The sequence below is a fragment of the Bordetella parapertussis genome, assembly GCF_020735925.1.
GTDB lineage: Bacteria > Pseudomonadota > Gammaproteobacteria > Burkholderiales > Burkholderiaceae_B > Bordetella > Bordetella pertussis.
In genome coordinates, this window is the sequence record NZ_CP085971.1 from 73,042 (window position 1) to 99,296 (window position 26,255).

The window sequence follows — 26,255 nt, forward strand, 5'->3', positions numbered from 1 at the left end:
TGCGTCTGGCCGAATCGATCGGGGCTAAGCGGGGATAGCTGCCCCGATACAAACCGGCAAACGCTGCGGGGTTTGCCGGTCTGTCCTGGTTGTTACTCGGCAAGCGGCGGAATGCGCAGCACCTGGCCCGGGTAGATCTTGTCCGGGTCGCTGAGCATGGGCTTGTTGGCCTCGAAAATCGTCGGGTACTTGGCGCCCTTGCCCTTGCCGTAGTTGGCTTCGGCGATCTTCCACAGAGTGTCGCCCTTCTGCACCGTGTACATCACGGCGGCGGGGGCGGCCTGCGCGGTCTGCAGCTGGTTGTCCACCTGCGCCACGCCCACTGTGTTGCCCAGGGCCAGCACGATTTTCTCGGCCGCCTCGGTCGAGGCCGCGCTGCCCTTGACCGTGACCTTGTCGCCATCGACGGATATGTCCAGCCCTTCGGCCGACAGCCCGTGCTTGTCCAATTCCTTTTTCAGCTCGTCGGCGGTCGCGGCCTTCGCTTCGCTGGCGCCGAACAGTTTCTCTCCGACTTCCTTGATGAAGTTGAGCAAGCCCATTTTTCTTCCTTGTGCGTTGAAAAAAGCATTGATCGCGAAAACGATTATGGGTGCAGCGGCGGCGTGGGTGATGCAGCAAGATGTAACGTCTTGCAGCTTCATGCTGCCGCCGCGGCGCCCGCGGATGGGCGGCCTCGCGATTTAGCCGCCACCCACCGCCACGACGATTTCGATCTGGTCGCCATCGTCCAGCAGGGTATCACCATGTTTGCTTTTGGGCACGATTTCGCCGTTGCGCTCGACCGCCACGCGCTTGCCCTGGTAGCCCAGGGTTTCCAGCAGTTCGACGACGGTGGTCTGCAGAGGGAACTCGCGTGCCTCGCCGTTCAATGTGATGTGCATACGAATCTCCTCAAGCGGGGTTGGCTGCGTAAGTATCGGTAGCCTGGATCAGCCGGGCCAGGATGCCGGGTTCGTCGAACGCGTGGCCCGCGTCCGGAATCAGGTGGAACTGCGCCTGCGGCCAGGCGCGGTGCAGGTCCCAGGCGGTGCGCGCCGGCGTGCACACGTCGTAGCGGCCCTGCACGATGGTGCCGGGTATGCCGTGCAGCTTGTGCGCATCGCGGATCAGCTGGCCTTCTTCCATGAAGCCGGCGTGCACGAAGTAGTGGTTCTCGATGCGGGCGAAGGCCAGCGCCGCGCGGTCGGCCGCATGGCTTTGCTGGTGGCGCGGGCTGGGCAGCAGGGTAATGGTGTGGTCTTCCCAGCGGCTCCAGGCCTTGGCCGCGCGCAATTGTTCGGCCGGATCGTCGCCGGTCAGGCGCCTGTGGTAGGCCGCGATCAGGTCGCCGCGCTCTTCGGGCGGGATGGGCGCCACGTATTCTTCCCAGCGGTCGGGAAACAGCCACGACGCGCCTTCCTGGTAGAACCACTGCACTTCGGCGCGCCGCAGCCCGAAAATCCCGCGCACCACCAGTTCGCTGGCGCGTTGCGGGTGGGTCTGCGCGTAAGCCAGCGCCAGGGTCGAGCCCCACGAGCCGCCGAACACCAGCCAGCGCTCGGCGCCCATGACCTCGGCGCGCAGGCGCTCGATGTCGGCCACCAGGTGCCAGGTGGTGTTGTTTTCCAGGCTGGCGTGCGGCAGCGAGCGGCCGCAGCCGCGCTGGTCGAACAGCAGCACGTTGTAGCGGCGCGGGTCGAACAGCTGGCGGTGCACCGGCGAGCAGCCGCTGCCCGGGCCGCCATGCAGGAATACCGCCGGCTTGCCCTGGGGGTTGCCGCACAGCTCCCAGTAGACCTGGTGGCCGTCGCCGGTGTCCAGGGTGCCCTGGCGATAGGGTTCGATCGGTGGGTAGAGCATTCAGGCTCGCTTGAACATCAGGTCCCAGACGCCGTGGCCCAGGCGCAGGCCGCGCGTCTCGAACTTGGTTTGCGGACGGAAATCCGGGCGCGGCGCGTAGCCGTCGGCGGTGTTGCGCAGCAGCGGCTCGCCGCCCAGCACTTCCAGCATCTGGACGGCGTAGTCTTCCCAGTCGGTGGCGCAGTGCAGGTAGCCGCCCGGCGCCAGCCGGCTGGCCAGCAGCGCCACGAAGGGCGGCTGCAGCAGGCGGCGCTTGTGGTGGCGCTTCTTGGGCCACGGATCGGGAAAATACACGTGCACGCCGGCCAGCGAGTCGGGCGCGATCATGTCGCGCACCACTTCCACCGCGTCGTGCTGGACGATGCGCAGGTTGGCGATGGCCGATTCCTCGATGCGGTGCAGCAGCGAGCCCACGCCGGCATTGAAGACTTCCACGCCCAGGAAATTGTCGCCCGGGCGCGCCAGCGCGATTTTCTCGGTGGTCTCGCCCATGCCGAAACCGATTTCCAGGATGGTGGGCGCCTGGCGGCCGAAGGTAGCGGCCATGTCCAGGGGGCGCGGCGCGTACGGCACGGACCATTTGCCCATCAGCTGCTCCAGCGCGTCGCGCTGGCGCTGCGTGATGTGGCCGCGGCGGTGCACGAAGCTGCGGATATGGGTGGCGCCCGGGCTGTCGGGGGCGTGCTCGGCGCTGGCCAGCGCGGCCTGGGTGGCCTCGCTCAGCGGGGCGCCTTCGGGGGGATGGGCGGGGGTGTTCGTATTCATAGGCTGAATTGTAGTAGGGCCGCGACCCCGGCCGGCGGGCCGCTGGCTACAGGTATAGTTCATCACTGCGTATCTGTCACGACACCCCATCCATGAACCCAGCCCGCTTCGATCTGGTCACGTTGGCGCTGTTTGTCGCGGTGGCGCGCCAGGGCAGCATCTCGGCCGGCGCGCGCCAGTCGCACCTGGCGGTGGGCGTGGCCAGCAAGCGCATTTCCGACCTGGAGAACGCGCTGGGCACGCCGCTCTTGTATCGCACCGCGGCCGGCGTCGAACTGACCGACGCCGGCCAGGCCTGCCTGGCGCACGCCCTGCGGGTGCTGCAGGAGGTCGAGCACATGGCCGGCGTGCTGTCGGATTTCGCGCAAGGCGTGGGCGGCCAGGTGCGCATCGCCGCCAATACCTCGTCGATCACCCAGTTCCTGCCCGAGGACCTGGCCGGCTTCATGCAGCGCCATCCGGCCGTGCGCATCCACCTCGAAGAGCAGAACAGCAGCGACATCGTCACCGCCGTGGCCGAGAACCGCGCCGACGTCGGCATCTTCGCCGACCGCACGCCCGCGGCCGGGCTGACCACCGTGCCGTACCGGCTGGACGAGCTGGTGCTGATCACGCCGCCGCGCCACCCCCTGGCCGCCCGCGCCCAGGTGGCGTTCGCCGACACGCTGGACTGCGACTACGTCGGGCTGCCGCCGGCCACCTCGCTGGCCACCCGCCTGGCCGACGAGAGCGCGCGGCTCGACAAGAGCATCCGGCTGCGCATCCAGGTGCGCAGCTTCGACGCGATCTGCCGCATGGTGGTGGCCACCGGCGGCGTCGGCATCCTGCCACGCATCGCCGCCGAGCCGCACGCGCGCTCGATGCAGGTGCGGCTGATACCGCTGGCCGACGACTGGGCCCAGCGCTGGCTGCTGCTGGGCGTGCGCGACCTCGACAGCCTGCCCGTGGCCGCGCGGCTGCTGGTGCGCAGCCTGGCCGAAGGGGCGGCCTGAGGCGCGGCCGGCCTTCTCCATCCACGAAAGCCCCCTTGCCCATTTGCCCATACCTGCCGCGCGGCGATTGCCCGCACACTGCTTCTCCATATCAAGCCACAAATACGGAGACGACATGGCGGGGCAGATACTGGCCGGCATACGGGTGCTGGAGCTCGGGCAACTGATCGCGGGGCCCTTTGCCGCCAAGACGCTGGCCGACTTCGGCGCGCAGGTCGTCAAGATCGAGCCGCCGGGGCAGGGCGACCCGCTGCGCAAGTGGCGCCTGCTGCATGAGGGCACCTCGGTCTGGTGGGAGGCGCAGTCGCGCAACAAGCAATCCGTGTGCGTGGACCTGCGCCAGCCCGAGGGCCAGGACCTGGTGCGCCAGCTGGCCGCCCAGGCCGATGTGCTGATCGAGAACTTCCGCCCCGGCACCATGGAGAAATGGGGCCTGTCGTGGGAGGCGCTGCACGCCCTCAATCCGCGCCTCATCATGCTGCGCATCTCGGGCTACGGCCAGACCGGCCCCAAGGCGCAGGAGCCCGGCTTCGCCGCCATCGGCGAAGCCATGGCGGGGCTGCGCTATCTCAACGGCGAGCCCGGCCGCGCACCGGTGCGCGCCGGCCTGTCGCTGGGCGACACCATTGCCGGCCTGCACGGCGCCATGGGCGTGCTGCTGGCCTTGTACCAGCGCGATGCGCGCGGCGGGCAAGGGCAGGTCATCGACGCCGCCCTCTACGAGAGCATCTTCAACCTGAGCGAGAGCCTGCTGCCCGAGTACTCCGTGTTCGGCGCCGTGCGCGAGCCGGCCGGCGCCGCGCTGCCGGGCATCGCTCCGTCCAACGCCTATCCGTGCCGCGACGGCTACGTGCTCATCGCCGGCAACGGCGACGCCATCTTCCAGCGCCTCATGCAGCGCATCGGCCGCGCCGATCTCGGCGACGACCCGGAACTCGCGCACAACGACGGCCGCGCGCGCCGCGCCCACGAGCTGGATGCCGCCATCGGCGCCTGGACCGCCCAGCGCGACATCGGCAGCGTGCTCGAGGCCATGCGCGCGGCCGGCGTGCCGGCAGGGCGCATCTACAGCGTGGCCGACATCGCGCAAGACCCGCACTACCAGGCCCGCGGCGCCATCGCCCGGCTGCGCGCGGCCAGCGGCATCGACGTCGACATGCCGGCGGTCTTTCCCTGCCTGTCCGACAACCCGGGCGCCATCCGCGAGCGCGCCCCGCTGCTGGGCGAGCATACCGACGCCGTGCTGGAGGAGGCCGGCCTCGACGACGCGGCGCGCGCCGGCTTGCGCGCCCGTGGAGTGATCGCATGAACGGCCCGCAACGCATCGAAATCAATGAAGTCGGTCCGCGCGACGGCCTGCAGATCGAGCGCGCCCTGGTCGCCACCGACGACAAGGTCGCCTTTGTCGACGCCCTGTCGGCCTGCGGCTTCGCGCGCATCGAAGTCACCAGCTTCACCTCGCCCAAGGCCATTCCGGCCCTGGCCGACGCCCAGGACGTCATGCGCCGCATCGCGCGCAGGCCCGGCGTCGTCTACACCGCGCTCATTCCCAACATCCGCGGGCTGGAACGCGCGCTGCAAGCAGGCACCGACGAGATGAACCTCGTCATGTCGTGCAGCGAAACCCACAACCGCGCCAACCTGCGCATGACGCGCGACCAGTCCTTCGACGAGCTGGCCGCCATCCTGCGCCGCGCCGGCGAGGCCGGCGTGCCGTGCAACGTCTCGCTGTCCACGGCCTTCGGCTGTCCCTTCGACGGCGACGTGCCCGCCGACGACGTTATGCGGCTGGCGCGCCGGCTGGCCGACGCCGGCGCCCAGGGCATCACCCTGTGCGACACCACCGGCATGGCCTATCCCACCCAGGTCGCGCGGCTGTGCGAGACCTTCCAGCGCGCCTTGCCCGGCGCCGCGCTGACCGTGCACCTGCACAACACGCGCGGCATGGCCCTGGCCAACGCCGTGGCCGCCTGGCAGACCGGCGTCACGCGCTTTGACGCCGCCGCCGGCGGCCTGGGCGGCTGCCCCTACGCGCCCGGCGCCAGCGGCAACGTCAACACCGAAGAACTCGTGCACATGTTCGCGTGCATGGGCGTGGCCACCGGCGTCGCGCTGGCGCCCCTGCTCGACATCGTGCGCGGCCTGCCCGGCCTGGTGCGGCGCGCCCTGACCAACCCCTTGCTGGCGGCCGGCCCACGCCTGGCCACCCACCAGCCGCCGGCCTGGCTGGCCGAGCGTTTCCCGGCCGCCTGACGGCGGCCCTCGTCACCCCAGTACCCATAACAAACAGGAGACCCACCATGCATATTGCCAAGCTACGCCTGCTGCGCGGCGCCGCCCTGGCCGCCACCCTGGCCGCCGGCGCCACCGCCGCGCATGCCGGCGACTACCCCGAGCGGCCTGTCTCGCTGATCGTCTCGGCCGCGCCGGGCGGCACCACCGACATCGCCGCGCGCCTCATCGCCCAGCCGCTGGGCCAGGCCCTGGGCCAGGCCCTGGGCCAGACCGTCGTGGTCGACAACAAGCCCGGCGCCTCCGGCGGCATCGCCGGCCAGATGGTCGCGCGCGCCCAGCCCGACGGCTACACCCTGTTGCTGCAATACTCGGGCTTCCAGGCCATCACCCCGCACGTCTCCACCAACCTCGGCTGGGACCCCATCAAGGACTTCGCGCCCGTCGCCAACGTGCTCTCGGCCCCGCAAGTCGTCGTCGTGCGGCCCGACCTGCCCGTCAAGACCCTCAAGGACCTGGTCGACTACGCCAAGGCCAACCCCGGCAAGCTGAACTACGCCTCCTCCGGCAACGGCTCGCTGCAGCAAGTGGCCACCGAACTGCTCAACCAGATGGCCGGCATCCAGATCACCCACATTCCCTACAAGGGAACCGGCCCGGCCTTGAACGACCTGCTCGGCGGCGCCGTCGACCTCACCATCACCACCCCGCCGCCGCTGCTGGGCTACATCGCCGCCGGCAAGCTGCGCGCCCTGGCCGTCACCGGCGACAAGCGCCTGCCCAGCCTGCCCGACGTGCCCACCGCCGCCGAAGCCGGCTACCCCGACCTCATCGTCTCGTCGTGGTTCGCCATGTACGCCCCGGCCGGCACCCCGCCCGCCATTGTCGAGAAACTGTCGGGCGAAATCCGGAAAATCATGGCCACCGACGCCTTCCGCCAGAAAGCCGCCGAGCAGGGCGCCGAGGCGCGTTACATGGATCCGAAGCAACTGGGCGCCTACACCCAGGAAGAACTGGACCGCTGGGGCAAGGTCGTCAAGGCCGCCCATATCAGCGCCAACTGAGGCTGCGCGACTGCCCGCCCGCCGCGCGTGCGCGCGGCGGCGCTGGGCGCTATAATGCGCAGCTTCCCCGGCCCCTTGCGGGCCGGCGGCATCCAGAGCGGGTGTAGTTCAATGGTAGAACGGCGGCTTCCCAAGCCTCAAGCGTGGGTTCGATTCCCATCACCCGCTCCAATTACGGCTCACATCCATCTTGTCACTCCGAGATGTAAGTCCAAGTGTGATCCGAAAGCGGATTGTCCACTTTGTTTGTGTCGCTGAATCGTGGGCCATGTGTGCCGCTGGCGAGCGTGGGCGCCTCGGTGAACTCACTGTGCCGTAGTCCGAAGTTTTTCCCTACAGACCGAGGTCAGATAGTCCGGGATGGCCGTCGGGTCGACGACCAAGCGGCCAGTGGAACTTCCGCTCCGATTCTTGGATAGGCATGTCGTTGATGCATGCATGGCGACGGCGCATGAGGCCGTCAACCTCGAATTCCCAGTCCTCGTTCCCGTACGACCGGAACCAATTCCCCGCATCGTCGCGCCACTCATACGCATAACGAACTGCGATCCGGTTGCCTTCATGCAGCCACGCATAGAACGCCGCTTCGAACATGCCCATCTTGCGGCAGACCTCCTCGAGTGGCGCCGTGGTGTCGAACGCCATCCGCGCTTGCGTGAACGTTGACTGTTTCATGGCGATGTCCTCTCTGGGCTCGTTTCGCCTGAACCCTCCTGACCCTCAACTGCCCGATTTTCAGGGCGAAATTCAGCCGAATATCGCGATTTTGCATATCCAGGGATAACCCGGATGTGACTGCCATCGCTAAAACTGGCATACTTTTTTCTAATGTTGGAATATTTATCCCGATATACGGAATTGTAAAAATGTCTGAACAAAATGAGAAAGAAGGTGCAGTGGGCTCCCTGGAGCGAGGTCTCCTGATCATCCGTGTCTTATTGGATGCGCCAGGTCCAATGAGCTTGGCAGAGCTCGCACAAGAGTTAGCGCTAGGCCCCAGTACCGTGCACCGACTGTTGGGGACACTGACAAAGCTCGGCCAGGTTGTACGGGAGCCTCGAGGCAAGCGTTATTTGGCCGCCCCCCAAGTCCTGGCATCACTAAGTTTCCAGCACCCAATCACCCTGGTGCGGCTGGCGTGTCGATCGGCAATCGAAGAGCTGCGTGAGCGAACTGGGGAAACTTCAGCGTTTGTGCTGTTTATTGGATACGAACGGCTGGTGCAGGATTTTGTAATTGGTCAACGGCTTTTGAGCCCTAACTACCAGACGTGGCTGAGAAGCCCAATGCACGGATCCGCGTCTGGAAAACTGCTGCTCAGCACGGTTCCCGAAAATAATTGGGTCGATTTAATCGGCCATGAGCCTTACCAGGCGCACACGCCTTCCACCATTACGACGTATGAAGAGATGGTGGCAGAAATTCAGGCCATCCGGAGACAGCACTATTGTGTCTCCAAGAATGAGGGCTATGAGGGCGTGTCCGCTTTCGGCTATCCAGTGGTGGTACTCGGGAAAACCGTGGGTTGCATCACATTAACGGTAGAGAGTGCATCACTAAATGAGAGTCGTGAAGCATTCCTGATTCAAGAAATGTTGCGCTGCGTGAAAAGCATTCAGGCCGTTTCCGGTTCGCTGAAACTGCTTCATGACTGGCTCTTTTGATATTTCATCAATATTCGCTCCTATTTGAAGGAAATTTAGAATGTCCAGATCCTCCCAGCAATGGCTAGCTCGCCCGGATCTTCCCGACGACCATTATGTTGACGTCGACATTTACACGTCGCAGCAGATATTTGACGACGAGTTGAAGAACATTTTCGCGAAGACCTGGAAATTTGCATACCACGAAAGCGAGATTCCTAATCTCGGTGACTATCGAGCATTGAATCACGCGGGCATTCCCGTCTTCGTTATCCGGGGTGAGGATGGCAGCGTACGTGCCTTTGTTAACGCCTGTCCGCATCGAGGATCCAAGCTGGTCACGGATGTTCGCGGTAATGCGAAAAATCTGACTTGCTTCTTTCATCTGTGGACATTTGACGATAAGGGGCGATGCATTGAGATCACGCGCGAAGACGGTTATGCCCAGTCGGGTGTGTGTAAGGGCAAGCAGGGGCTTCGCCGGATCCGGTGCCATAACAAGTTTGGCATGTTCTTTATTAATCTAGATGACGATGCCGATGATTTTGATCAGCACATCGGAAATGTCATGGATTGCCTGGAAGAGGTGATGACAACCAAGCCCCTGGAGGTCTTCCATCACCACCAGGTCAGGATGAACGCCAATTGGAAACAATGGCATGAAACGAACATGGAGCTATATCACGAATGGGGGCACATCGTGAACAGATCCACCGCTATTGCTGCTGATGGTTATCACAACCGTACCTGGCGTATCCACGAGAACGGTCACGGAACACTGGATCCCATGGAAGTTTCGTATGACAACTACAAGGGTTGGGAAACTCGAAGCGGTCATCTTTTACCTGGCTTGGGGCCCGGCGAATTGCGTATGGTTGATCTCTTCCCCAACACAACCATTCTGGTGCGGGCGACAGCGATCCGTATAGATACAAGCACGCCAATTGCGCCAGGCATCACCTTGCTTGAGCAGCGCGGTTTGGGAATTCTCGGTGAGCCAGAGCAGGATCGCAAGGTGCGAGTCAAGCATCACAACGAAATATGGGGTCCATTGGGAAGAAATCTGGCCGAAGACGTCATTTTCGTTGAAACCGTTTCGGAAACGCATCGCCGCGAAGCATCCAAGTGGGGATTATTCGCTCGGCATGAAGGGCTCAAGGCCCAGGACGATGAAATCATGCGCGCCTATTATCGAGTCTGGGGACGCATGATGGGCAAGTCAGCCAGCAATCCCTTGGGCTGATTTGTCTATTTTCCTTCATAAGTTTCCGTAAATTTTAACGATTTGGAGTTGTGATTAATGAGCGATTATCGCGAAAAGATTGGTGGATTTCTCTATCTGCTATCAGAAAAGCTGGACGAAGAGTTATACGAAGATTTTCTGTCGTTGTGCGATGCTGACTTTCATTACCAGGTAAGCGCGTTCAGCCCGGAATTGGGCAAGGAGATTGTCTGGCTGGATCATGATTACAAGGAAATACGTAATTTGATGCTGCTGATTCATCAGCATGTTCGGATGAAGGGAAATTTCACTAGAAATATCAGCATGGTGCGCATTAGAACTGCTGAGGAGAACTGCTATGAGGTTCGCTCGCAGATTATGGTCATGCACACCGACCAGTACGGAACCACCAAGTTATTTGCAATAGGTAATTACACAGACAAAGTCACCCGTAAACAGGATCAACTACGGCTGCTGGAACGCAAGGTGTATTTGAATACCCGTGATCTTGGCTCAGGCATTCATGTGCCTATTTAATAAACTAACGGAGACAAGGTATGACACACAGCAATCACAACAGTATGCGCCGTAGCACGCTGCGCAAGTTGACCGGTCTTGGCATGGGCACCATTCTGACGGCTGGAGCCGGTGCCGCCGCGGTCATCGCACCGTTTAATTCCTTCGCCAAATCGGAATCAAAGGCGGCTTACCGCTTCAGATTCGGGACCATTTATACTCCGGCAGCGGCAGAGTATACGGCTCCCGGTATTTACGACTTCGTGGAGCGCGTCCAGCGAAAATCGGATGGCGAGATTGCAATTCAGCTGATTGATAAAGCCCAGGCATGCTCTGAAGATCAGTGTGCTCAGCGAGTAATGAATGGCATTCTGCACATGGGTTCCTCGACCTTTCAGAATACCGGTGCGACCATGCCGTATTCCGTCGCGTTGGAGTGGCCATTCCTTTGGAAAAGCCGAGTCGCCTATCATAATTTCTTGTTGAGTAAAGAATCGAATCGCCTGTATCGCGGCGTGCTGCGAAACAAATACGGCGTGGTGCCCCTGTATGCAAGCGGCGGTATGCGCAACATTATGATGGGCAAAAAATACTCTGAGGCAGCGGATATCACATCGCCCGATGCACTCAACGGCGCCAAGATCCGAATTACGAATAGCGAGATGATCAGCAATTTCGCCAAGAGTATGGGGATGGCACCCATCCCATTAGCCTGGGGAGAACTGCTGGAGGGCTTGAAGTCTGGGTTGGTGGATGCGACAGAAACCTACCCAAGCGCTGCCGCGGGGTTCGGTATGTATTCGGTCTTGTCTCAGGATATTGACGTTCAGTTTTGTCCGGGCTATTCGATGATTTTCATGGCAGCCAAGACTTTTGACAAACTGCCTGAACGCTTGCAAGAGCTGATCTACGAATCCGCATACGAGAGCATGGTCGAAGCATATCAAACTGCGATTATTGCCGAGTCTACGCTAGTGGGTATTGGCCCCAACCCGTCTCCTGATTCCGCGTATCAACGAGGCAAAATCCGTCAGATAAAACTGAGCCCCGAGCAGCACGCAGCGTTCAAGGAGAGAGGCTCGGTTGAAAACAACTTGCAGTTGTACGCAAATCTGAGAAAGCAACTTGATGACATTGCACGAATCGATGTCTACGGCGCCCTGAGTGAGTATGCCAAAAATACATCAAGTACAGAGCTAATGGCCGAGAAGTGGTGGACGTAAGCACGTCTCTGCAATTCGCCAATGCATCAAAAACTTGAATACTAAAAGCGGCGGAAAAAGATGACGCTGAAGAAGATTTGCACAAACGCCAATCTTGACCGGGTTCTTCTAAAAATAGAGAACTCGGTGATGATAGTCACCTACCTCATACTCATCTGTCTGGTGGGCGGAGAGACTATTCGCAGAGCCATTTTCCAAGAGCAAGCAACTTGGGGGCCTGAGATTGCGATGTACTCATTTATCTGGCTATCTTGGTTTGCCATGGCAAGGCATTGTCGCTATGGAACCAACCTGGGCTTCACAAAGATCAGAAACTCCCTTCCTGCGCCTGTCAGAAGAGTATTGGAAGTCATCGATGCAATTCTATGGCTGGCCATAGGCTCCGTAGTGTTCTGGAGTACGGCCGAACTTATCTCGAGCAATTTTGTGACCGAGCAAATGGTCATGGGTACGCCAATTCCCGCATGGATCATCAATTTGGGGGTACCCCTGGGTTGGGCCTTTTCCATGTTGAGAATTGTTCAGCGGTTATGGCTAGTTCTGTTTCAGTGGGACTTTCTTGAAAACGAGCGAGCTAATAATTATTTGAGCGCTTGAGTCACCTGAATTTAATTTCCGGAACTATTTATGCTCTTACTAATTTCATTCCTTTGTATAGCGCTGTTCATTCTCGGCACGCCGATGGTCCTCTTACTCGCTGTGTGGGTAGCGGCAACCTCTTACTGGGTAATTGATTATCCTTTGATGAGTATAGGATTGACGTCCATCGATGCGTTAAAGAACTATACATTCCTGGCAGTGCCTTTATTTATTGCTACGGGGGATCTACTCACTGCGGGCGGCGTTTCACAACAATTGATCAAATTTTCGCGCGCGGTTATCCGTGCCGTGCCGGGTCGAACGGCTGCCACTTCGGTGCTGGCCAGTGGCATGTTTTGCGCCATTAGTGGTTCGAGTGCAGCCGCTGCAGCGACCATGGGTAAGTTGATGGCTCCGGAATTTAAACGGGCCGACATTCCCATGCGACGAGGAGGCGCGACGGTAGCCGCGGGCGGAATCCTTGGCGGACTCATTCCGCCAAGCACCATCATCATCATTTATAGCTTGACGGTTAACGTTTCTCCGGTTGAGCTCAATCTGGCAGCGATACTGCCAGGCATACTTGTACTGCTGTTTATATTTTTTTGTGTCGATCATGCGTACGCGTCAGTATGAGCCCGCATCGAAATCCACAGATGGCTACTTTAAAGAAGTAGGAACTTCGGTGCTTGGGGCAACCCCGGCCTTTATCGCTATCGCGCTTTTGTTTGTCGGCCTGTATTCGGGTCTGTTTAGCCCAACCGAAGCCGCGGGCGTCGTCACGATTTACTGCGCGGTGATCGGACTATATTGGTCACGTCAGTTTGGCATTCGAGACATACCAAAAATACTTATGGAAAGTGCTTCGGTGACTGGAATCATCGGGCCGATCGTTGTTTTTTCCATCCAGTTTCAACAAGTTCTTTCCGTAATGGAGATTCCAGACCTGATATTGGTCCAGTTGGTAGAGCTTTCTTCTGCTTATGGCGCAACGGTTACGCTAGCGGTAATGATGGGCATTGTCTTGCTGTTCGGCACGTTCATGGAAGTCATTGCAGTAATACTAATTCTGGCACCAATATTTGCTCCTATCGCGACGGAAATTGGTCTGAATGGTGTGCACTGGGGCATAATTTTCATCATTGGCGCATCGATAGGATTCATCAGCCCTCCGCATGGCCTGAATTTGTTCATTACGTCAATGACAATGAAAATAAATTACGGGGAGCTGATGGCCGAGATTGTGAGAATGATTGTTCCGATTCTTATCGCCTGGATTATCGTTGCCGCTTTCCCATATATCAGCCTTGTTTTTGTATAGATGAGATGCCGGCTTATTTGAAGGGTAAAAATTGATGCAGCAAGAACAGCGAATATTATTCAAGAACGATGCCGGCGATTACGCTGCAGTAGCAGCAGGAGAAGAATCGGTACTGCAAGCTGGACTGCGGCAGTCGGTTCCGCTCAATTATCATTGCGCAAGTGGCAGCTGCGGTTCTTGCAAGGCGCGTCTCATTCAAGGAGCGTTGAAAGTCCATACCGGTACCGACTTTATACAGGTTTCGCATGCAGCGGACCAAGTGTGCGAATACCCCGAGGTGCATTTGTGTCAAAGCCACGCCGTGTCCGATTGCGTATTCGAGGCCTTATACGATAAGAATGTACCGCCTGACTTGGTAACGCCAAAACATTACGCTGCGTCGCTTAGCGATGTACGGCCATTGGGTTCTGGCTTGTATCGTTTATTGGCGGATTTTGACGATAGCATTCGCTTTTTACCTGGCCAGTATGTGATGCTGGCTACAGAGGCGGGGGGACGGGCGCGCGCATATTCTGTCGCAAATTTTGCGCAGAATTCCCGCCAGTTGGAATTTATTCTTTCATGCAACCCGAATGGAGCGATGTCGCCGCAGCTCTGTGATATCAACAATATCGGCATGCAATTGCAAGGCTATGGGCCACTGGGCAAAGCCTACATCCGTCCCAGTAAAGATAAAGAAATTGTCATGTTAGTCGGCGGGTCGGGCGTGTCGGTGGCTCTGTCTACATTGGAGTGGGCCATTTCTTCCCATTACATAGATGATCGGCACCTGACGATATTCTGGGGAGTTCGCGACACATCGCCCATCGACCTTATTGGAGTGTTGAATCGATATGCGGCGGTTCATTCCAACCTCCAGGTTGCCGTGTGCAGCGATATATCGCCAAGCGTTCAGGACCGGGCCCGATTTCCGCATGTTGAGTTTTTTAAAGGTTATCCCGCTGATCATATCGTTAATGACGCGAGCATACGCTGGGAAGACAAGGAAGTATATATTTCAGGGCCACCGCCGATGGTGGATCATACGGTCAGGCAGCTGATGATCAACACAGAGATTGATGCGCAGGATATCAAGTGCGATAGTTTTGTTTGAAGTTGGGATGATTCATTAAAAACTCAAACCCTGAAATCTTCGGAAATATTTTTTCAAAGGGCAGTGAAAAAATCACTGTATATTCTAATAAAGGTTCTCTGTGACGAGCGCTAATTTGGTTAAAGCCTGCGAAGAAAACGAGATAAGCGAAGGCGACATAGTCGAGATAAAGATTAACGGCCTCGATATCATTTTGATGCGAAACGGAGAGCAGTTCTTCGCGGCCCAGGCTATCTGTCCTCATATGGATGAAAAGCTATGCAATGGCTTGTTTAAAAAAACAAAATTGATATGTACCAAGTATCTCTGGCAGTGGGATCTTGAAACCGGGAAACCCTTGGGCGCCGCGGAGAAGCCGATTCAGATATACAAGACGACTGTAAAAGAAGGTGTCGTCTACGTAAGTGTGGATAATTAATAGGAGAACAGTATGGCCAAGAAATTGCTGATGCTCGTAGGGGATTACGTTGAAGATTATGAAGCGATGGTGCCTTTTCAGGCCTTCCAGGCGCTCGGGTATCAGGTAGATGCTGTGTGCCCGGACAAGGCCGCCGGGGACTACGTCATGACAGCCGTTCATGACTTCGAAGGAGCGCAAACCTATAGTGAAAAGCCGGGCCACAGATTCACATTGAATGCTTCATTCGATCAGATAGAGATGGAGAAGTACGACGGACTGGTGGTCCCGGGTGGCAGGGCGCCCGAGTATTTGCGCCTCAACTCGAAATTGTTGGCGTTAGTTCGGTATTTCTTTGAAGCCAAAAAGCCAGTTGCCTGTATCTGCCACGGCATTCAAATTCTCAGTACTGCGGGTGTGTTGGAAGGGTATAAATGTGCCTGCTATAACACCTGCGCCCCCGAGGTGACAGCGGCGGGCGGAACGTATGTCGATATTCCCATGGACGAAGCGATTACCGATAGAAACCTGGTTACCGCCTTTGCCTGGCCCTCACACCCGGCGTGGATTGCTCAGTTTGCAACGTTGCTGGGAACAAAAATTACTCACAATTAAGTAGGGCCGGCCTTTCCTGTAAAAAGAAATCATATTAAGAATAAAGGAAGAGACAAATGAACTGGATTACTAGGACGGTAGTGGGAGCGGCACTCGGTATCTTGGGGGCATTGGGGGGCGCGAATGCTGCGACCTATCCCGACAAGCCTATTACACTGGTCGTACCGTTCCCACCCGGTGGGGGCACGGATATCATGGGCCGTGCCCTTGCAGAACAGTTAGGCAGGGAGTTAAAGCAGCCGGTCATTGTGGTAAATCGGAGTGGGGCCGCCGGTAATATTGGTGCGGCTTCCGTGGCGCGTGCGAATAATGATGGCTATACACTATTAATGACCTCCGCGCCATTTGCCATCGCTCCCGCCATTTTTCCAGATCTCAGCTTTCACCCCATCAAGGACTTCACTGCAATAACGCAGATATCCATGGTGCCGCTGCTGGTGGTAACGCGTGCGAACTCACCGCTGAACTCGATTTCAGATCTTGTCGCAGCGGCAAAGCAAAATAAAGAAAGTATTTCTTTTGCTACCTTTGGCGTCGCCTCCCCACCCCATCTCACTGGGCAGAAAATACAGGAGTTGGCAGGCATTAAAATGCTGCACATTCCATACAAGGGTGGAAGCGAGGCAATCACCGAGCTGCTGTCTGGGCAGGTGTCCATTGGCATTCTCGACGTTATATCGATGATGCCCATGGTCAAGGATGGGCAATTGAAAGCATTGGCCATAACAGGACCTGTGCGGGCTCAGGCGCTGCCAGATGTGCCAACGCTCGTCGAGGCCGGCATTTCGTATGATGATGTAGGTTGGTTTGGCTTGTTTGCTCCAGCAGGCCTGTCACCAGCGATAACGCAAATCCTGAACGTGGCAGTTAATAAAATTCTGGCTAGACCCGAGATGCAAAAATTGATCGTTGCAAGCGGCACTGTTCCGATAACACCGTCTACATCGCCCGGAGAGTGGCAGACGCTATTTAATGAAAATGTACGCGCTTGGGGAGCCTCGGCCACCGAAGCGCTGAAAGAAGACGAGTGATGTGAGCCGGTTGTACGTCCTTTATGCAACTCAAAATAGGGACCACGATGGTCGTTCAAACGGCCCTTGATCGAGACAGAGGCAGTGGGCCATGAGCGTTTGCTGTCGTAAGCCCCCCCCTGTCAAGTAGACATTGTCTGATAGACGACCGGAGCGAGGGTTAACCGAGGCATGAATTGCTTCGGCGGGAGGCCACCCAGCGATTTGTGCGTACGGGTACTGGTTGTAATCGACCAGGCATTGATCGGTAATCGCTTGGACCAGCTCAAGGTTGGCGAACAGGTGCGCGTCGAGCACCTCGGTCCGATAAGTTCGATTGAAGCGCTCGATAAAGGCGTTCTGATTTGGCTTGCTAGGCTGGATATAGCGGATCGCTATGCCCTTTTACGCCATCACCCGTTCCAACTTTCACCGCAAACCCATATGGATACCGAGCTTCCGTCCTTGGAGCATGCGGACGGTGGGGCAGTTATAGGCGGTGCTGTTCCGGAACTGACCCGTGCATTCCGGATGTCCGAAGTTGAATTTCGATGCGATTTTCTGTGGGACAGCAGGCTCGTTTCGCGCCCAAGACTGCTTGGTGCGTTCCGAATCCGTCAGATGGCGGCACTTATGCTTGATTGGCTTAGCTCCGAGGCAGAAGTTCTCAAGCGTATTGTTGCTAATCGGCAAGCGCTTGCCAGCACGATGCACTTTGCGCTTGACTCCGCATTTCCTTATCCTGAACATGCCTTCGCTCAAAGCGTTTACGTCGGGATCAACATTCCAAGAGCCAAGCTGCAGCTTTCTCCTGATCAACGGCCAGGAGACGTTGACTGCTTGATCGTTCCGTTCTCTGACAACGAAATCCTCTTAGAACGGACGATTGCCATTGAAGCCAAGATCGTTCGTCCATCAATTAGCAATCCGGGGCGGAATGCAAACACAATGGGGAGAGCGCAGGTAAGAGGGTTGCTGTGCGATGGTTTCCCATTTGTGGGTTTAGTACATATCTCTGTGCCGGAGTCTATGCCCTCGCATATGCACTGGGAGGTTCCAGAGATATCTGACATCGCGGGCTCGAATGGTGAGCTGATAGAAACAGGTGAGTACTTTATATTCGACCCTTTTCCTCTGGCCAGTGCCAGGCGGCAAGAAGGTAGAGTGCTTGCTTTAGGCCTGCCGGTAGAGGTCGGTTACCGAGTGATCGCGATGACGCTGTCAAACAACGGCGAGCGATTCTGCGGCTTCACTATCGGCGAAGCACGTGCGGGCGCGCGTAATCCTGTCGTGTCACACCGTGTGCTTGAAGCCGTTCGGATGTTGTTGACCACTGAGCCACGTTTGTTCGAAGTAGTTCATTGGTTTAACGAGGTTGGTACCTAACTGATCAGTCGCTCGCTTCGCTGATCACAAGGCTTGCAGAGTATTTCGTTCTTTTATAAGTCTTTAACTGAATTAAACATTCATATTTGAATGTTTATTGTTAAATCGTTCCGTTGATTGTGCTGTGTCGATATGTTCAAATATGAGCGCCTAGTGGCGATTTTCATCCATATCTGAGCAGGTGCGCACATGCCGACTTCCGAACAGAGAAATTCCAGCCTGCGGGTCGCGATGCCTCGGCCTGTGGAGCGTGCGTTGCAACGCCTTGGACAGGACATCTCCACCGCGCGCCGTGTGCGTCGCTTGAGCCAGGAAGACCTGGCGCAGCGTGTTGGCACTTCGCTCAGTACAGTCAGGCGTATGGAAGACGGCCATCCCGGCACTGCCTTGCATACTTTCCTGCGTGCCTTACATGTGCTGGGTCGTCTTGACGATGTGCTGCGCGTGATGGCCACGGAGAACGATGTGCTGGGAATGGAGCTGGTGCGGGAGCAACTGCCGCAACGAGTGCATACGGTTCGTGGCAGCAAACCGCGAGTTGGTCGTTCCGCTGCCGCCAAAGAAGGTGCGTCTGATGACGCCGATGAACTGGAGGGTTTCTGATGGCGACCAAGTCCTCGAGGCGCCAGGACCTGGAAGTGCATCTGGGATCTGCCGGCCAGGTTGTCGGGCGGTTGTATCTGGGCAGTGGCAAGCGCAGTGCGTTCAGCTACGACGAGCGTTGGTTGCGGGATGCGAGGTTTTTCACGCTGTCGCCTGATCTGCTACCCGTCTTGAGCGTACAGCACCCTCAAGAAGTATTCTTTCGCGCGCTGGAGGACACGGCGCCGGACTCGTGGGGCGAACGCGTGATTCGGCGTGCGCATGCGAGGTTGCGACAGCAGGACGGAGAGACGCCTCCTCTGGAGCCTGTCGACTTCCTGATGTGGGTCGATGACGAAGCTCGTGTCGGCGCGCTGCGGCTTTTCGATCCTCACGCCAAAGTCTATTTGCGCTCAGGCGCAACGCCCGGACATGTGCCGCCGTTGGTGGAGCTGGATAAGGTCGTGCAAGCGGCTCGAGCGTTGGAGGCTGGAACGGAGACCGCGCGCGACCTGCAATATCTGCTCGGGCAAGGCACTTCGCTGGGCGGAGCTCGGCCCAAGTCGAGCGTGCGGGATACGGATGGCCGCCTGGCATTGGGCAAGTTTCCCAGCCAGGCTGACCGGCGCGATGTCATCCGAGGCGAAGTGCTGGCCATGCATCTTGCTGCCAAAGCAGGCATCAAGGTGGCAGCGGCGCGTGTGGAGTTGATCGGCGGGACGGCGGTTGCCATCATCCGGCGGTTCGATCGTACCGACGATGGCGGCCGTATTCCCTATGTATCGGCCGCGACGATGCTGCAGTCTGATGGCCGGGACACCGTGCACGCCTATACGGAACTGGTTGATGTCCTGCTGCGGGAAGGTGCGGACCCGATTGCTGACATACATCAGTTGTGGCGCCGGCTGGTCCTCAATTTTCTGATCTGCAATACCGATGACCATTTGCGGAATACCGGGTTCCTGTATGACGCGCGTAACCATGGCTGGCGTCTGTCGCCAGCATTCGACCTCAATCCGATGCCAGGGGATCGCCGCGAGAGCAAGACATGGTTGACGGAGGATTCCGGGCCGATTGAGAGCCGGGACATGTTGATGGAAGGGGCGCCTTACTTCAGATTGGCTGCGGAAGAAGCGGCCGCAATCTGGACGGAGGTAGCTCAGGCCGTAGGCAGCTGGCGCGTCGTGGCCAGGGGGCTTGGCATGCAAGGCACTGATCTGGTGGATTTCGAGCCTGCGTTTGCGTAGGGCCGCACTATCCGGGCCTGTCAGACCGGTACGGATTGCCGTACGTCGTCGCTGCAGTCGTGCGCGAAAGAGTGGATGCAGATGGATGTCCAGCCATTGCTCGCGACGTGGCCGCAGCGCTTTGCGCAGCCTGTGAAATCCCCCTACAACCCCAGCGCCGCCCGCAATGCCTGGATCTTTTCGTTCATCCGCTTGGCGCGATAGACCAGCGCGACCTGCGCGCTGGCCGGGGAGGGCGATATGCGGATGGGGGCGACGGTGCCGGGGGGCACGTTCTGCAGTGTTTCGCCGTGCGCGAAGCCCAGGCCTATGCCGGCCACGACCAGCTGGATGCTGGTGGTGGAGTTGTTCGCTTCGACCACGGGCACCGGGGGCAGCAATCCGGCGCGGCGGAAGACCCAGTCTATTTCCTTGCGCAGCATCGAGTCCTGCGCGGGCAGGATCCAGTCTTCGTTGACCAGTTTCGCCAGCGGCACGGGCCGGCGCGATTTGGCGAACCGATGGTCCGGGGGCGCGACGAGCTGGTAGTTCGATTCGTAGAGTTTTTCCTGGTGCAGCGGCATCTTGGCGGCTTCGATGTGCTGCGGCGCGTAGGTGGTGACGAGGGCGTCGGCGTCGCCTTCCTGGAGCGCGGCGAACAGTTCGGGCACGGGCCGCTCGATCAGCTGGACGTGTACGCGCGGCCGCAGGGCGGCCAGGCGGCTGATGACCCTGGACATGACGCTGTGCGCGACGAAGTGCGGCGCGCCGACGCGGATCAGCGCCGCGACTTGCGGTCCGAGGTTGATTTCCTGCGGGACGCGTCCCAGTTCCTCGAGGATCTGCCGCGCGCTACGCGTAGCGGCGATGCCGTGTCCGGTCGGCGACAGGCCGCGCGAGGTGCGCACGAACAGCTGCACGCCCAGGACGCCCTCGATTTCTTCCAGCATGCGGCTCAGGGCGGGTTGGGTGACGTGCATTTCCTGCGCGGCAGCCCTGAGGCTGCCTTCGCGCGCCAGCGTGAGGAGCAGCTGGAAATGGCGAAAGCGCAGGCGCGAGGCGAGCCGGTTGAGGTCGGGGTCGAGGAGGTCCATCGCGATAACAAGAGGTTTTCACACGATAAGAAGATATTACTTCAGCAAATCGCCGTTGCCTCCTAAGATTTGCCCAATCAATGCACTGCTCAGGAGCTGCAATGCCGGATGCGAAGCGAGTGTTTCCAGCACGGCGGGCGTTTGTTGTCGGAATGGCCGCGCTGATGCTTTGCGCCGGGGCTGGCGCGGATGCGCGGGAGGATTGGCCGGCGCGGCCGATCCGGGTGGTGACGCCGTTTCCCGCCGGGGGCATCAACGATACGGTGATCCGCATCGTGTGCGAGAAGGTTGCGGCCGCGCTCGGGCAGCCGATCATCGTCGAGGTGAAGGCGGGCGCGGCGGGGGCCATCGGCACGGATTTCGTGGCCAAGAGCGCGCCGGATGGATATACCTGGCTGGCCTCGTCGGGGCCGGTGTTCACGGCGGCGCCGGCGCTTTTCCAGGCCTTGCCTTTCGATCCGCTCAAGGATTTCCGCGCGGCGGCGATGCTGGCGACGGCGCCGAACATTCTGGTGGTGCCGCCGCAGCTGCCGGTGTCGAATCTGCGTGAGCTGGTCGCCTATGCCAGGCAGGCGCCGGGCGGCATTTCCTATGCGACGCCGGGCGCGGGCAGTTCGGCGCACCTCGGTACCGAGGCGTTCATGCGCGATGCGGGCTTCAGCGCCACGCAGGTGGCGTACCGGGGCGCGCCGCCGGCCCTGCTGGATCTGATCGGCGGGCGGGTGCAGTTCATGATGGTGAGCGCGAGCCTGGCGGCGGCGCAGATCGGCGCGGGCAAGCTCAAGGGCCTGGCCGTGATGGACACGCGCCGCTTTCCGGGCGCCGCGGATATTCCGACGGTGGCCGAGGCCGGGTTCAACGTCGAGCCGGTGGTGCCGTGGTTCGCGATCCACGTGCCGGCGCGCACGTCCGACGCGATCGTGGCGCGCATCAATCGCGAGGTGGTTGCGGCGCTGGCGGATCCGCAGGTGCGGGCCAGCCTGGGCAAGGCCGGCGCGGCGGCGGCCGAGCCGGCGGCGCCGCGGCAGATCGATGCCGCGATGCAGGCCGAGACGGCGCGTTTCCAGGCGCTGGCGCGCGAGCAGAATCTGGCAAAGCAATGATGGGGGGCAGTGCAGTCATGACGTTGATTGAAGAGCAGGCGGGTCGGTCCGCATCGGTCGTCGAGTTGATGAATCCGGCTTGCGTGGCGGTGGTCGGGGCGTCCGAGGACCGCCGGAAGTTCGGCGGCCGCATCCTGCATTTGTTGAACAACCAGGGGTTCCGGGGGCGGATTCTTCCGGTCAATCCGGTGCGCGCGGAGATACTGGGGCACCAGGCCTACCGTTGCATCATGGACTTGCCGCAGGCGCCGGACCTGGTGATCCTGGCGATTCCCCGGGATCTGGTCGTGCAGGCCGTGTCCGACTGCGGCGATATCGGCGCCAAGGGGGTGATCGTGGTCGCTTCCGGGTTCTCGGAATCGGGCGATGAGGGGGCCAGGCTGGAGCAGCAGCTGCTTGCCGTCGCGCGCGAGAAGGCGGTGCGCATCATCGGGCCGAATTGCGTGGGCGTGGTCAGCCCGGCGCATGGGTTTTCGTTGGCGACCACGGTGTCCCTGGTGGACCGCGCCCCGCTGCCGGGGCACATCGGTCTCATCAGCCAGAGTGGGGCGGTCATGGGGACGATGATAGACCGTGGCATCAGCCAGAACGTCGGCTTCTCCCATTGCATTTCCGTGGGCAACCAGGCGGATGTGGATTTCTGCGATTTCGTCGACTTCATGATCGACGATCCGGGCACGCACGTGATCTGCACCTATGTCGAAGGCATCAAGCGTCCGGATCTGTTCCTGCGCGCGGCCGGGCGCGCCCAGGCGGCCAGCAAGCCCTGGCTGCTGATGAAGTCGGGCAGGACCGAGGCCGGGGCCGCTTCGGCGTTCTCGCATACGGCGAGCCTTGCGTCGAACCAGGCGATCCTCGATGGCGTGTGCCGCCAGTTCGGCATTCTGCAGGTCGACGACGTCGAGGGCATGCTGGTCGCGGCGTCCGGCTGGAACAAATATCGGGACATGCGGGTCCGGTCGGTGGCGGTCCTGTCGCCGTCCGGCGGCGGCTGCACGATCGCCGCGGACCGGCTCAGCGATATCGGCGTTCCCCTGGCCCGCTTCTCGGATCGCGCCACGGCGGCGCTGGCGCCGCTTTTCGATGGCCCGGTGCGCAATCCGGTGGACATCGGCGCGGCCAACGACGGCGCTGCGATGGGCTACGTCGAGACGATCCACCGGGCCGCGCTGCAGGACGAGCAGGCGGATCTCGTGCTGTCCGTCGTGACCAACGCGCCGGTGCTGACCGAGGTCGGAAAAATGATAGGCGATGCGGCCCGGGCGGTGGACCAGCCGCTCCTGGCGGTCGTCATACCCGGCGGCTATGCCGAGGGAGCGCGCGAGCAGCTTGCCGCGGCGGGCGTGCTTTGCACCGATTCGCTGGACGCGGCCATGCGCGCCATCGGCGCCTGGCATGCGTGGGCGCGGCGGCCCGCGGCCAGCAGTGCGGTCCGGCCGCAGGGGCTGCCCGTCCCGGAGCCGGTCGGCGCCGGCCGTCTGGACGAGGCCGGGGTCAAGCGGCTGCTGGGGCGCTACGGCATCCGCGTCAACGAGGGGAGGGTCGCCGCGACGCCCGATGAGGTCGCGGCCGCGGCCCAGGCGCTGCGCGCGCCGTATGTCGTCAAGGTGATCAGCGAGGACATCAGCCACAAGACCGAGGTGGGCGGCGTCAGGCTGGGTCTGGCCGACGGTCCCGCGGTGCGGGCGGCGGCAGTGGAGATGGCGGCGCAGGTGCGGCAGAAGCGGCCCGATGCGCGGGTCGATGGCTTCCTGGTGCAGGAGTTCGTGCGCGGCGAACTGGAGTTGCTGCTTGGACTGAAGCAGGACGCGCAGTTCGGCGTGACCCTGGCGGTGGGCGCCGGCGGCACGCTGGCCGAGATCCTGCGCGACGTGCTGTTCGCGCCGTGTCCGGTCTCTCGGGAGAGCGCTGGACGATTGCTGGAGCGGCTCAAGCTGGCGCCGCTGTTCGGCGGCGTGCGCGGGGGTCCGCCGCTGGACGTGGCGGCGGTGGTGGACACGATGGTGCGCCTGAGCTGGCTCGGCCACGACCTGCGCGACAGCCTGCAGGAGCTGGACATCAATCCCGTGCTGGTGCTCGCCGACGGGGCGGGATGCGTCGCGGTGGACGGGCGCGCGCTGTCGGGTTGAGACGGAGCGCGCCCAAGACCTTATTCAAGTTCGACAGGGGGAAACACATGGAAGTCACTTACCAGTCGCTCGACCGGGTTGCGCTGGTCACGATCAACCGTCCGCAGCGGGGGAATTCGATGAACCCGGCGGTGGTCAGGGAACTGGCCCAGGCCTGGGAACGATTCAGCGGCGGGGACGACCTGGTCGCGGTGATCACGGGCGCGGGCAACGATGCGTTCTGTACCGGGGCGGACCTCAAGGAGTTGCCCGGCGAGGTATGGCGCGCGCTGCCCAACTTCGCCGTGCCCACCGACAAGCCGGTCATTGCCGCCGTGAGCGGCCGTGCCGTGGGGGGCGGCTGCACCCTGGCGCTCTACGCGGACATGATCGTCGCCAGCGAGTCGGCGCAATTCATCTATCCGGAGGCGAAGATCGGCATCTTCCAGGGCATCATGGGGGGCTTTCCCAGAAAGCTGCCTTATGCAGCCGGGTTGGAGTGGATCACGACCGGCGATCCCATGTCCGCGCAGCGCGCCTACGAACTGGGTTTCGTGAACAAGGTATGCAAGACAGGCGAGCAGGTCGAGGCGGCGCTGGAGATGGCCCGCAAGATCGCCGCCAGCGCGCCACTGGTTGTCCAGGCCATGAAGCATCTGGCGCTCAAGACCTTGCCCGCCAACCCCATGGAAACGTTCTATCCGCAAAAGGGCATGCTCGAGGCGATCGCCAGGAGCCAGGATGCCGAGGAGGGCCTGCAGGCGCTGCGCGACAAGCGCGATCCGGTATTCAAGGGCTGCTAGGCAGCGGCGGTTCGGGGCAGGGCGCGCGCAGACGGGCCTGCCCTTCTCGAGCAGGATGTGTTCAGGAGACAAATCATGATGCCTTCGTTGGGCCGCTTGTCGGCCTGTCTGGTGATGTTGGGCTGCCTGATGGGATTCAGCGCGGCGGGCGCGGCCGCCGGGTTTCCGGCGCAGCCGATCACGCTCGTCGTTCCCTATCCGCCGGGCGGCACGGCCGACAGCCTGGCCCGGGTGCTGGCGAAAAGCATGGGCGCGCGGCTGGGCGTGAACATGATCGTGCTGAACAAGGGCGGGGCGGGAACGGTGGTCGGCACGCAGTTCGTGGCCAATAGCGCCGCCGACGGGTACACGCTGCTGTTCACCGCCACGCCGTTCGCGATCAATCCCTCGTTGTTCGAAAAGCTGCCCTATGACACGTTGAAGGATTTCACGGTGGTGTCCGATATCGCCGAGACGCCCCTGGTCGTGGCGGCCGGTTCCGGCACGTCCATCAATACCCTGGGCGAGCTGGTGGACAGGCTGAAAACCGGCAAGGACAATTCATATGGCTCCGCGGGGCCGGGCAGTTCGCCGCACCTGGTCAGCGAACTGCTGCTGCACGAGGTGAACGGGGAGGCGACGCACATTCCGTATCAGGGCAGCATGCCGGCGGTGATGGACCTGGTCGCCAATCGCACCACATTCATGTTCGATACGCCGCTCTTGATGTTGCCGCTGGCCAAGGAGGGCAGGCTGAAGCTGCTTGCGCAAACCTCCACGCAGCGCTCGCCCCTGCTGCCCACGGTGCCGACGCTGCAGGAAAGCGGGTATCCGAACCTGAGCGTGACTTCATGGTTCGTGGTCGCCGCGCGTTCCGGCGCGCCCAGGGACGTGCTCGAGAAGCTGAATTCGGCGATCAATGCCGCACTGGCCGACCCGGTTGTCGCGGGCGCCTACGAGGCCCAGGGGATGATCAAGACCGGCGGGACCCTGGACAAGGCGCAGGCCAAGCTGCAGCAGGAAGTGAAGAACTGGGCGCTGGCGGTGCAGGTGTCCGGAGCCAAGGTGCGCTGATCCGGGCGGGCCATGGCCCACCCGCAATCCGCGGCGCCGGATGCAACATGGGCCGGGTGCCGCGAATTATGGTTCCAATATTGAATTTAAATATTCATTATTAATATTTGCGGTGCGATTCCTGAATAAGAAAATTCAATAATAAATAATAAAAAGAAGCAGTTTCTTATTCCTCCAGGCACAGGTTGCGCCGGCAGGCGGCGTTGCGCCCCATGCATCCCGGCTTGCCGGCAAGGCCGCGCCGGCGCGTGATCTCCAGCGCGCGCACGGCCGGTTTCCATGGCGTTGCACCCGCCGCCGCGCGCCTCCAGGCATGGCCATGATGCATTGATTGCATTATGACTTTATGGAATATCCGGCAGGCAAATCGGAAATTGACAGAATAA

Annotated in this window: 26 protein-coding genes, 1 tRNA gene and 3 pseudogenes; 22 read left to right on the top strand and 8 right to left on the bottom strand. The window is 60.6% G+C overall.

All coding sequences use genetic code 11. The features are described from left to right. Positions 1 to 92: 92 nt before the first annotated feature. The 4 genes from lysM to trmB form a co-directional block, all read right to left on the bottom strand. Positions 93 to 542 (bottom strand): peptidoglycan-binding protein LysM, encoded by a 450-nt coding sequence (gene lysM, locus LK409_RS00335; protein ID WP_023853464.1) that lies wholly within the window; start codon positions 540 to 542, stop codon positions 93 to 95. Positions 543 to 683: 141 nt separating this feature from the next. Then, positions 684 to 884, bottom strand: coding sequence for a sulfur carrier protein ThiS (gene thiS / locus LK409_RS00340; RefSeq protein ID WP_003807812.1), 201 nt, complete (start codon positions 882 to 884; stop codon positions 684 to 686). Between the two features lie 10 nt (positions 885 to 894). Further along, positions 895 to 1,842, bottom strand: coding sequence for a prolyl aminopeptidase (gene pip, locus LK409_RS00345; protein WP_033457338.1), 948 nt, complete (start codon positions 1,840 to 1,842; stop codon positions 895 to 897). Then, complete coding sequence (gene trmB, locus LK409_RS00350; protein ID WP_033446655.1) at positions 1,843 to 2,607, bottom strand: tRNA (guanosine(46)-N7)-methyltransferase TrmB; 765 nt, start codon at positions 2,605 to 2,607, stop codon at positions 1,843 to 1,845. It abuts the gene before it with no gap. 92 nt (positions 2,608 to 2,699) lie between these two features. Between trmB and LK409_RS00355 the strand changes: the two genes are divergently transcribed. From LK409_RS00355 to LK409_RS00375, 5 genes are all read left to right on the top strand, one after another. Next, complete coding sequence (locus tag LK409_RS00355; protein ID WP_010927525.1) at positions 2,700 to 3,599, top strand: LysR family transcriptional regulator; 900 nt, start codon at positions 2,700 to 2,702, stop codon at positions 3,597 to 3,599. A 115-nt stretch (positions 3,600 to 3,714) separates the two neighbouring features. After that, positions 3,715 to 4,908: a CaiB/BaiF CoA transferase family protein gene (locus tag LK409_RS00360; protein ID WP_033446656.1), complete on the top strand. Its 1,194-nt coding sequence runs from the start codon at positions 3,715 to 3,717 to the stop codon at positions 4,906 to 4,908. Further along, entirely contained in the window at positions 4,905 to 5,852 is a 948-nt protein-coding gene (locus LK409_RS00365; RefSeq protein ID WP_003807822.1) for a hydroxymethylglutaryl-CoA lyase, read from the top strand. Before LK409_RS00360 ends, LK409_RS00365 begins: the two co-directional genes overlap by 4 nt. 47 nt (positions 5,853 to 5,899) lie before the next feature. Further along, positions 5,900 to 6,895, top strand: coding sequence for a Bug family tripartite tricarboxylate transporter substrate binding protein (locus tag LK409_RS00370; RefSeq protein WP_010927526.1), 996 nt, complete (start codon positions 5,900 to 5,902; stop codon positions 6,893 to 6,895). A gap of 97 nt (positions 6,896 to 6,992) precedes the next feature. Then, positions 6,993 to 7,066, top strand: a tRNA-Gly gene (locus LK409_RS00375). A gap of 162 nt (positions 7,067 to 7,228) precedes the next feature. On the opposite strand, the pseudogene LK409_RS00380 reads toward LK409_RS00375, so the two are convergent. Then, positions 7,229 to 7,465: pseudogene (locus LK409_RS00380) on the bottom strand (DUF1348 family protein); the annotation flags it as partial. 221 nt (positions 7,466 to 7,686) lie between these two features. On the opposite strand from LK409_RS00380, the gene LK409_RS00385 reads away from it, so the two are divergent. The 7 genes and pseudogenes from LK409_RS00385 (at position 7,687) to LK409_RS00415 (ending at position 14,492) form a co-directional block, all read left to right on the top strand. After that, positions 7,687 to 8,559, top strand: coding sequence for an IclR family transcriptional regulator (locus LK409_RS00385; protein WP_226376472.1), 873 nt, complete (start codon positions 7,687 to 7,689; stop codon positions 8,557 to 8,559). A 40-nt stretch (positions 8,560 to 8,599) separates the two neighbouring features. Beyond that, a complete protein-coding gene (locus LK409_RS00390) occupies positions 8,600 to 9,781 on the top strand; it encodes an aromatic ring-hydroxylating oxygenase subunit alpha (RefSeq protein WP_010927529.1) in 1,182 nt (393 codons plus the stop codon). Between the two features lie 57 nt (positions 9,782 to 9,838). After that, on the top strand, positions 9,839 to 10,297 hold the full coding sequence (locus tag LK409_RS00395) for an aromatic-ring-hydroxylating dioxygenase subunit beta (RefSeq protein ID WP_010927530.1): 459 nt from the start codon (positions 9,839 to 9,841) through the stop codon (positions 10,295 to 10,297). A gap of 20 nt (positions 10,298 to 10,317) precedes the next feature. Continuing rightward, the gene (locus tag LK409_RS00400; protein WP_010927531.1) at positions 10,318 to 11,499 is read left to right on the top strand and encodes a TRAP transporter substrate-binding protein; all 1,182 of its coding nucleotides are present in this window, start codon (positions 10,318 to 10,320) and stop codon (positions 11,497 to 11,499) included. Positions 11,500 to 11,559: 60 nt separating this feature from the next. Further along, positions 11,560 to 12,096 (top strand): TRAP transporter small permease, encoded by a 537-nt coding sequence (locus LK409_RS00405; RefSeq protein WP_010927532.1) that lies wholly within the window; start codon positions 11,560 to 11,562, stop codon positions 12,094 to 12,096. A 30-nt stretch (positions 12,097 to 12,126) separates the two neighbouring features. After that, positions 12,127 to 13,399, top strand: a pseudogene (locus LK409_RS22730) (TRAP transporter large permease). Positions 13,400 to 13,433: 34 nt separating this feature from the next. Next, on the top strand, positions 13,434 to 14,492 hold the full coding sequence (locus LK409_RS00415) for an FAD-binding oxidoreductase (protein ID WP_010927533.1): 1,059 nt from the start codon (positions 13,434 to 13,436) through the stop codon (positions 14,490 to 14,492). Here the strand turns inward: LK409_RS00415 and LK409_RS00420 are convergent. Then, a complete protein-coding gene (locus LK409_RS00420; RefSeq protein WP_227889233.1) occupies positions 14,470 to 14,736 on the bottom strand; it encodes a hypothetical protein in 267 nt (88 codons plus the stop codon). The genes LK409_RS00415 and LK409_RS00420 overlap by 23 nt on opposite strands. Here LK409_RS00420 and LK409_RS00425 point away from each other — a divergent pair. The 3 genes from LK409_RS00425 to LK409_RS00435 are packed head-to-tail and all read left to right on the top strand — an operon-like array spanning position 14,635 to position 16,535. Beyond that, on the top strand, positions 14,635 to 14,910 hold the full coding sequence (locus LK409_RS00425; RefSeq protein WP_227889232.1) for a Rieske (2Fe-2S) protein: 276 nt from the start codon (positions 14,635 to 14,637) through the stop codon (positions 14,908 to 14,910). The genes LK409_RS00420 and LK409_RS00425 overlap by 102 nt on opposite strands. A 12-nt stretch (positions 14,911 to 14,922) precedes the next feature. Further along, positions 14,923 to 15,504 (top strand): DJ-1/PfpI family protein, encoded by a 582-nt coding sequence (locus LK409_RS00430; protein ID WP_010927535.1) that lies wholly within the window; start codon positions 14,923 to 14,925, stop codon positions 15,502 to 15,504. Positions 15,505 to 15,560: 56 nt separating this feature from the next. Then, entirely contained in the window at positions 15,561 to 16,535 is a 975-nt protein-coding gene (locus LK409_RS00435) for a tripartite tricarboxylate transporter substrate binding protein (RefSeq protein ID WP_010927536.1), read from the top strand. Positions 16,536 to 16,657: 122 nt separating this feature from the next. Here the strand turns inward: LK409_RS00435 and LK409_RS00440 are convergent. Then, positions 16,658 to 16,916, bottom strand: a pseudogene (locus tag LK409_RS00440) (integrase core domain-containing protein); the annotation flags it as partial. Between the two features lie 42 nt (positions 16,917 to 16,958). On the opposite strand from LK409_RS00440, the gene LK409_RS00445 reads away from it, so the two are divergent. The 3 genes from LK409_RS00445 to LK409_RS00455 all read left to right on the top strand — a co-directional run bounded on the left by LK409_RS00445 (position 16,959) and on the right by LK409_RS00455 (position 19,729). Beyond that, positions 16,959 to 17,900, top strand: a complete 942-nt coding sequence (locus tag LK409_RS00445; RefSeq protein WP_010927538.1) for a hypothetical protein — start codon at positions 16,959 to 16,961, stop codon at positions 17,898 to 17,900. A gap of 189 nt (positions 17,901 to 18,089) precedes the next feature. Next, entirely contained in the window at positions 18,090 to 18,503 is a 414-nt protein-coding gene (locus LK409_RS00450) for a helix-turn-helix domain-containing protein (protein ID WP_003807847.1), read from the top strand. Next, positions 18,503 to 19,729 carry a type II toxin-antitoxin system HipA family toxin gene (locus LK409_RS00455; protein WP_033452602.1) on the top strand — a complete coding sequence of 409 codons (1,227 nt, stop codon included), beginning with the start codon at positions 18,503 to 18,505 and terminating at the stop codon, positions 19,727 to 19,729. The genes LK409_RS00450 and LK409_RS00455 overlap by 1 nt, the downstream gene beginning before the upstream one ends. A 143-nt stretch (positions 19,730 to 19,872) precedes the next feature. Here LK409_RS00455 and LK409_RS00460 read toward each other — a convergent pair whose 3' ends face one another. Further along, positions 19,873 to 20,802, bottom strand: a complete 930-nt coding sequence (locus LK409_RS00460; RefSeq protein WP_010927539.1) for a LysR family transcriptional regulator — start codon at positions 20,800 to 20,802, stop codon at positions 19,873 to 19,875. A 227-nt stretch (positions 20,803 to 21,029) separates the two neighbouring features. On the opposite strand from LK409_RS00460, the gene LK409_RS00465 reads away from it, so the two are divergent. From LK409_RS00465 to LK409_RS00480, 4 genes are all read left to right on the top strand, one after another. Beyond that, a complete protein-coding gene (locus LK409_RS00465; RefSeq protein WP_226376473.1) occupies positions 21,030 to 21,905 on the top strand; it encodes a tripartite tricarboxylate transporter substrate binding protein in 876 nt (291 codons plus the stop codon). Between the two features lie 17 nt (positions 21,906 to 21,922). After that, the gene (locus LK409_RS00470) at positions 21,923 to 24,034 is read left to right on the top strand and encodes an acetate--CoA ligase family protein (RefSeq protein ID WP_226376474.1); all 2,112 of its coding nucleotides are present in this window, start codon (positions 21,923 to 21,925) and stop codon (positions 24,032 to 24,034) included. Positions 24,035 to 24,081: 47 nt separating this feature from the next. Then, positions 24,082 to 24,816 carry an enoyl-CoA hydratase/isomerase family protein gene (locus tag LK409_RS00475; protein ID WP_003807859.1) on the top strand — a complete coding sequence of 245 codons (735 nt, stop codon included), beginning with the start codon at positions 24,082 to 24,084 and terminating at the stop codon, positions 24,814 to 24,816. A 75-nt stretch (positions 24,817 to 24,891) separates the two neighbouring features. Further along, complete coding sequence (locus LK409_RS00480) at positions 24,892 to 25,869, top strand: tripartite tricarboxylate transporter substrate binding protein (protein WP_010927543.1); 978 nt, start codon at positions 24,892 to 24,894, stop codon at positions 25,867 to 25,869. Positions 25,870 to 26,255 lie beyond the last annotated feature (386 nt).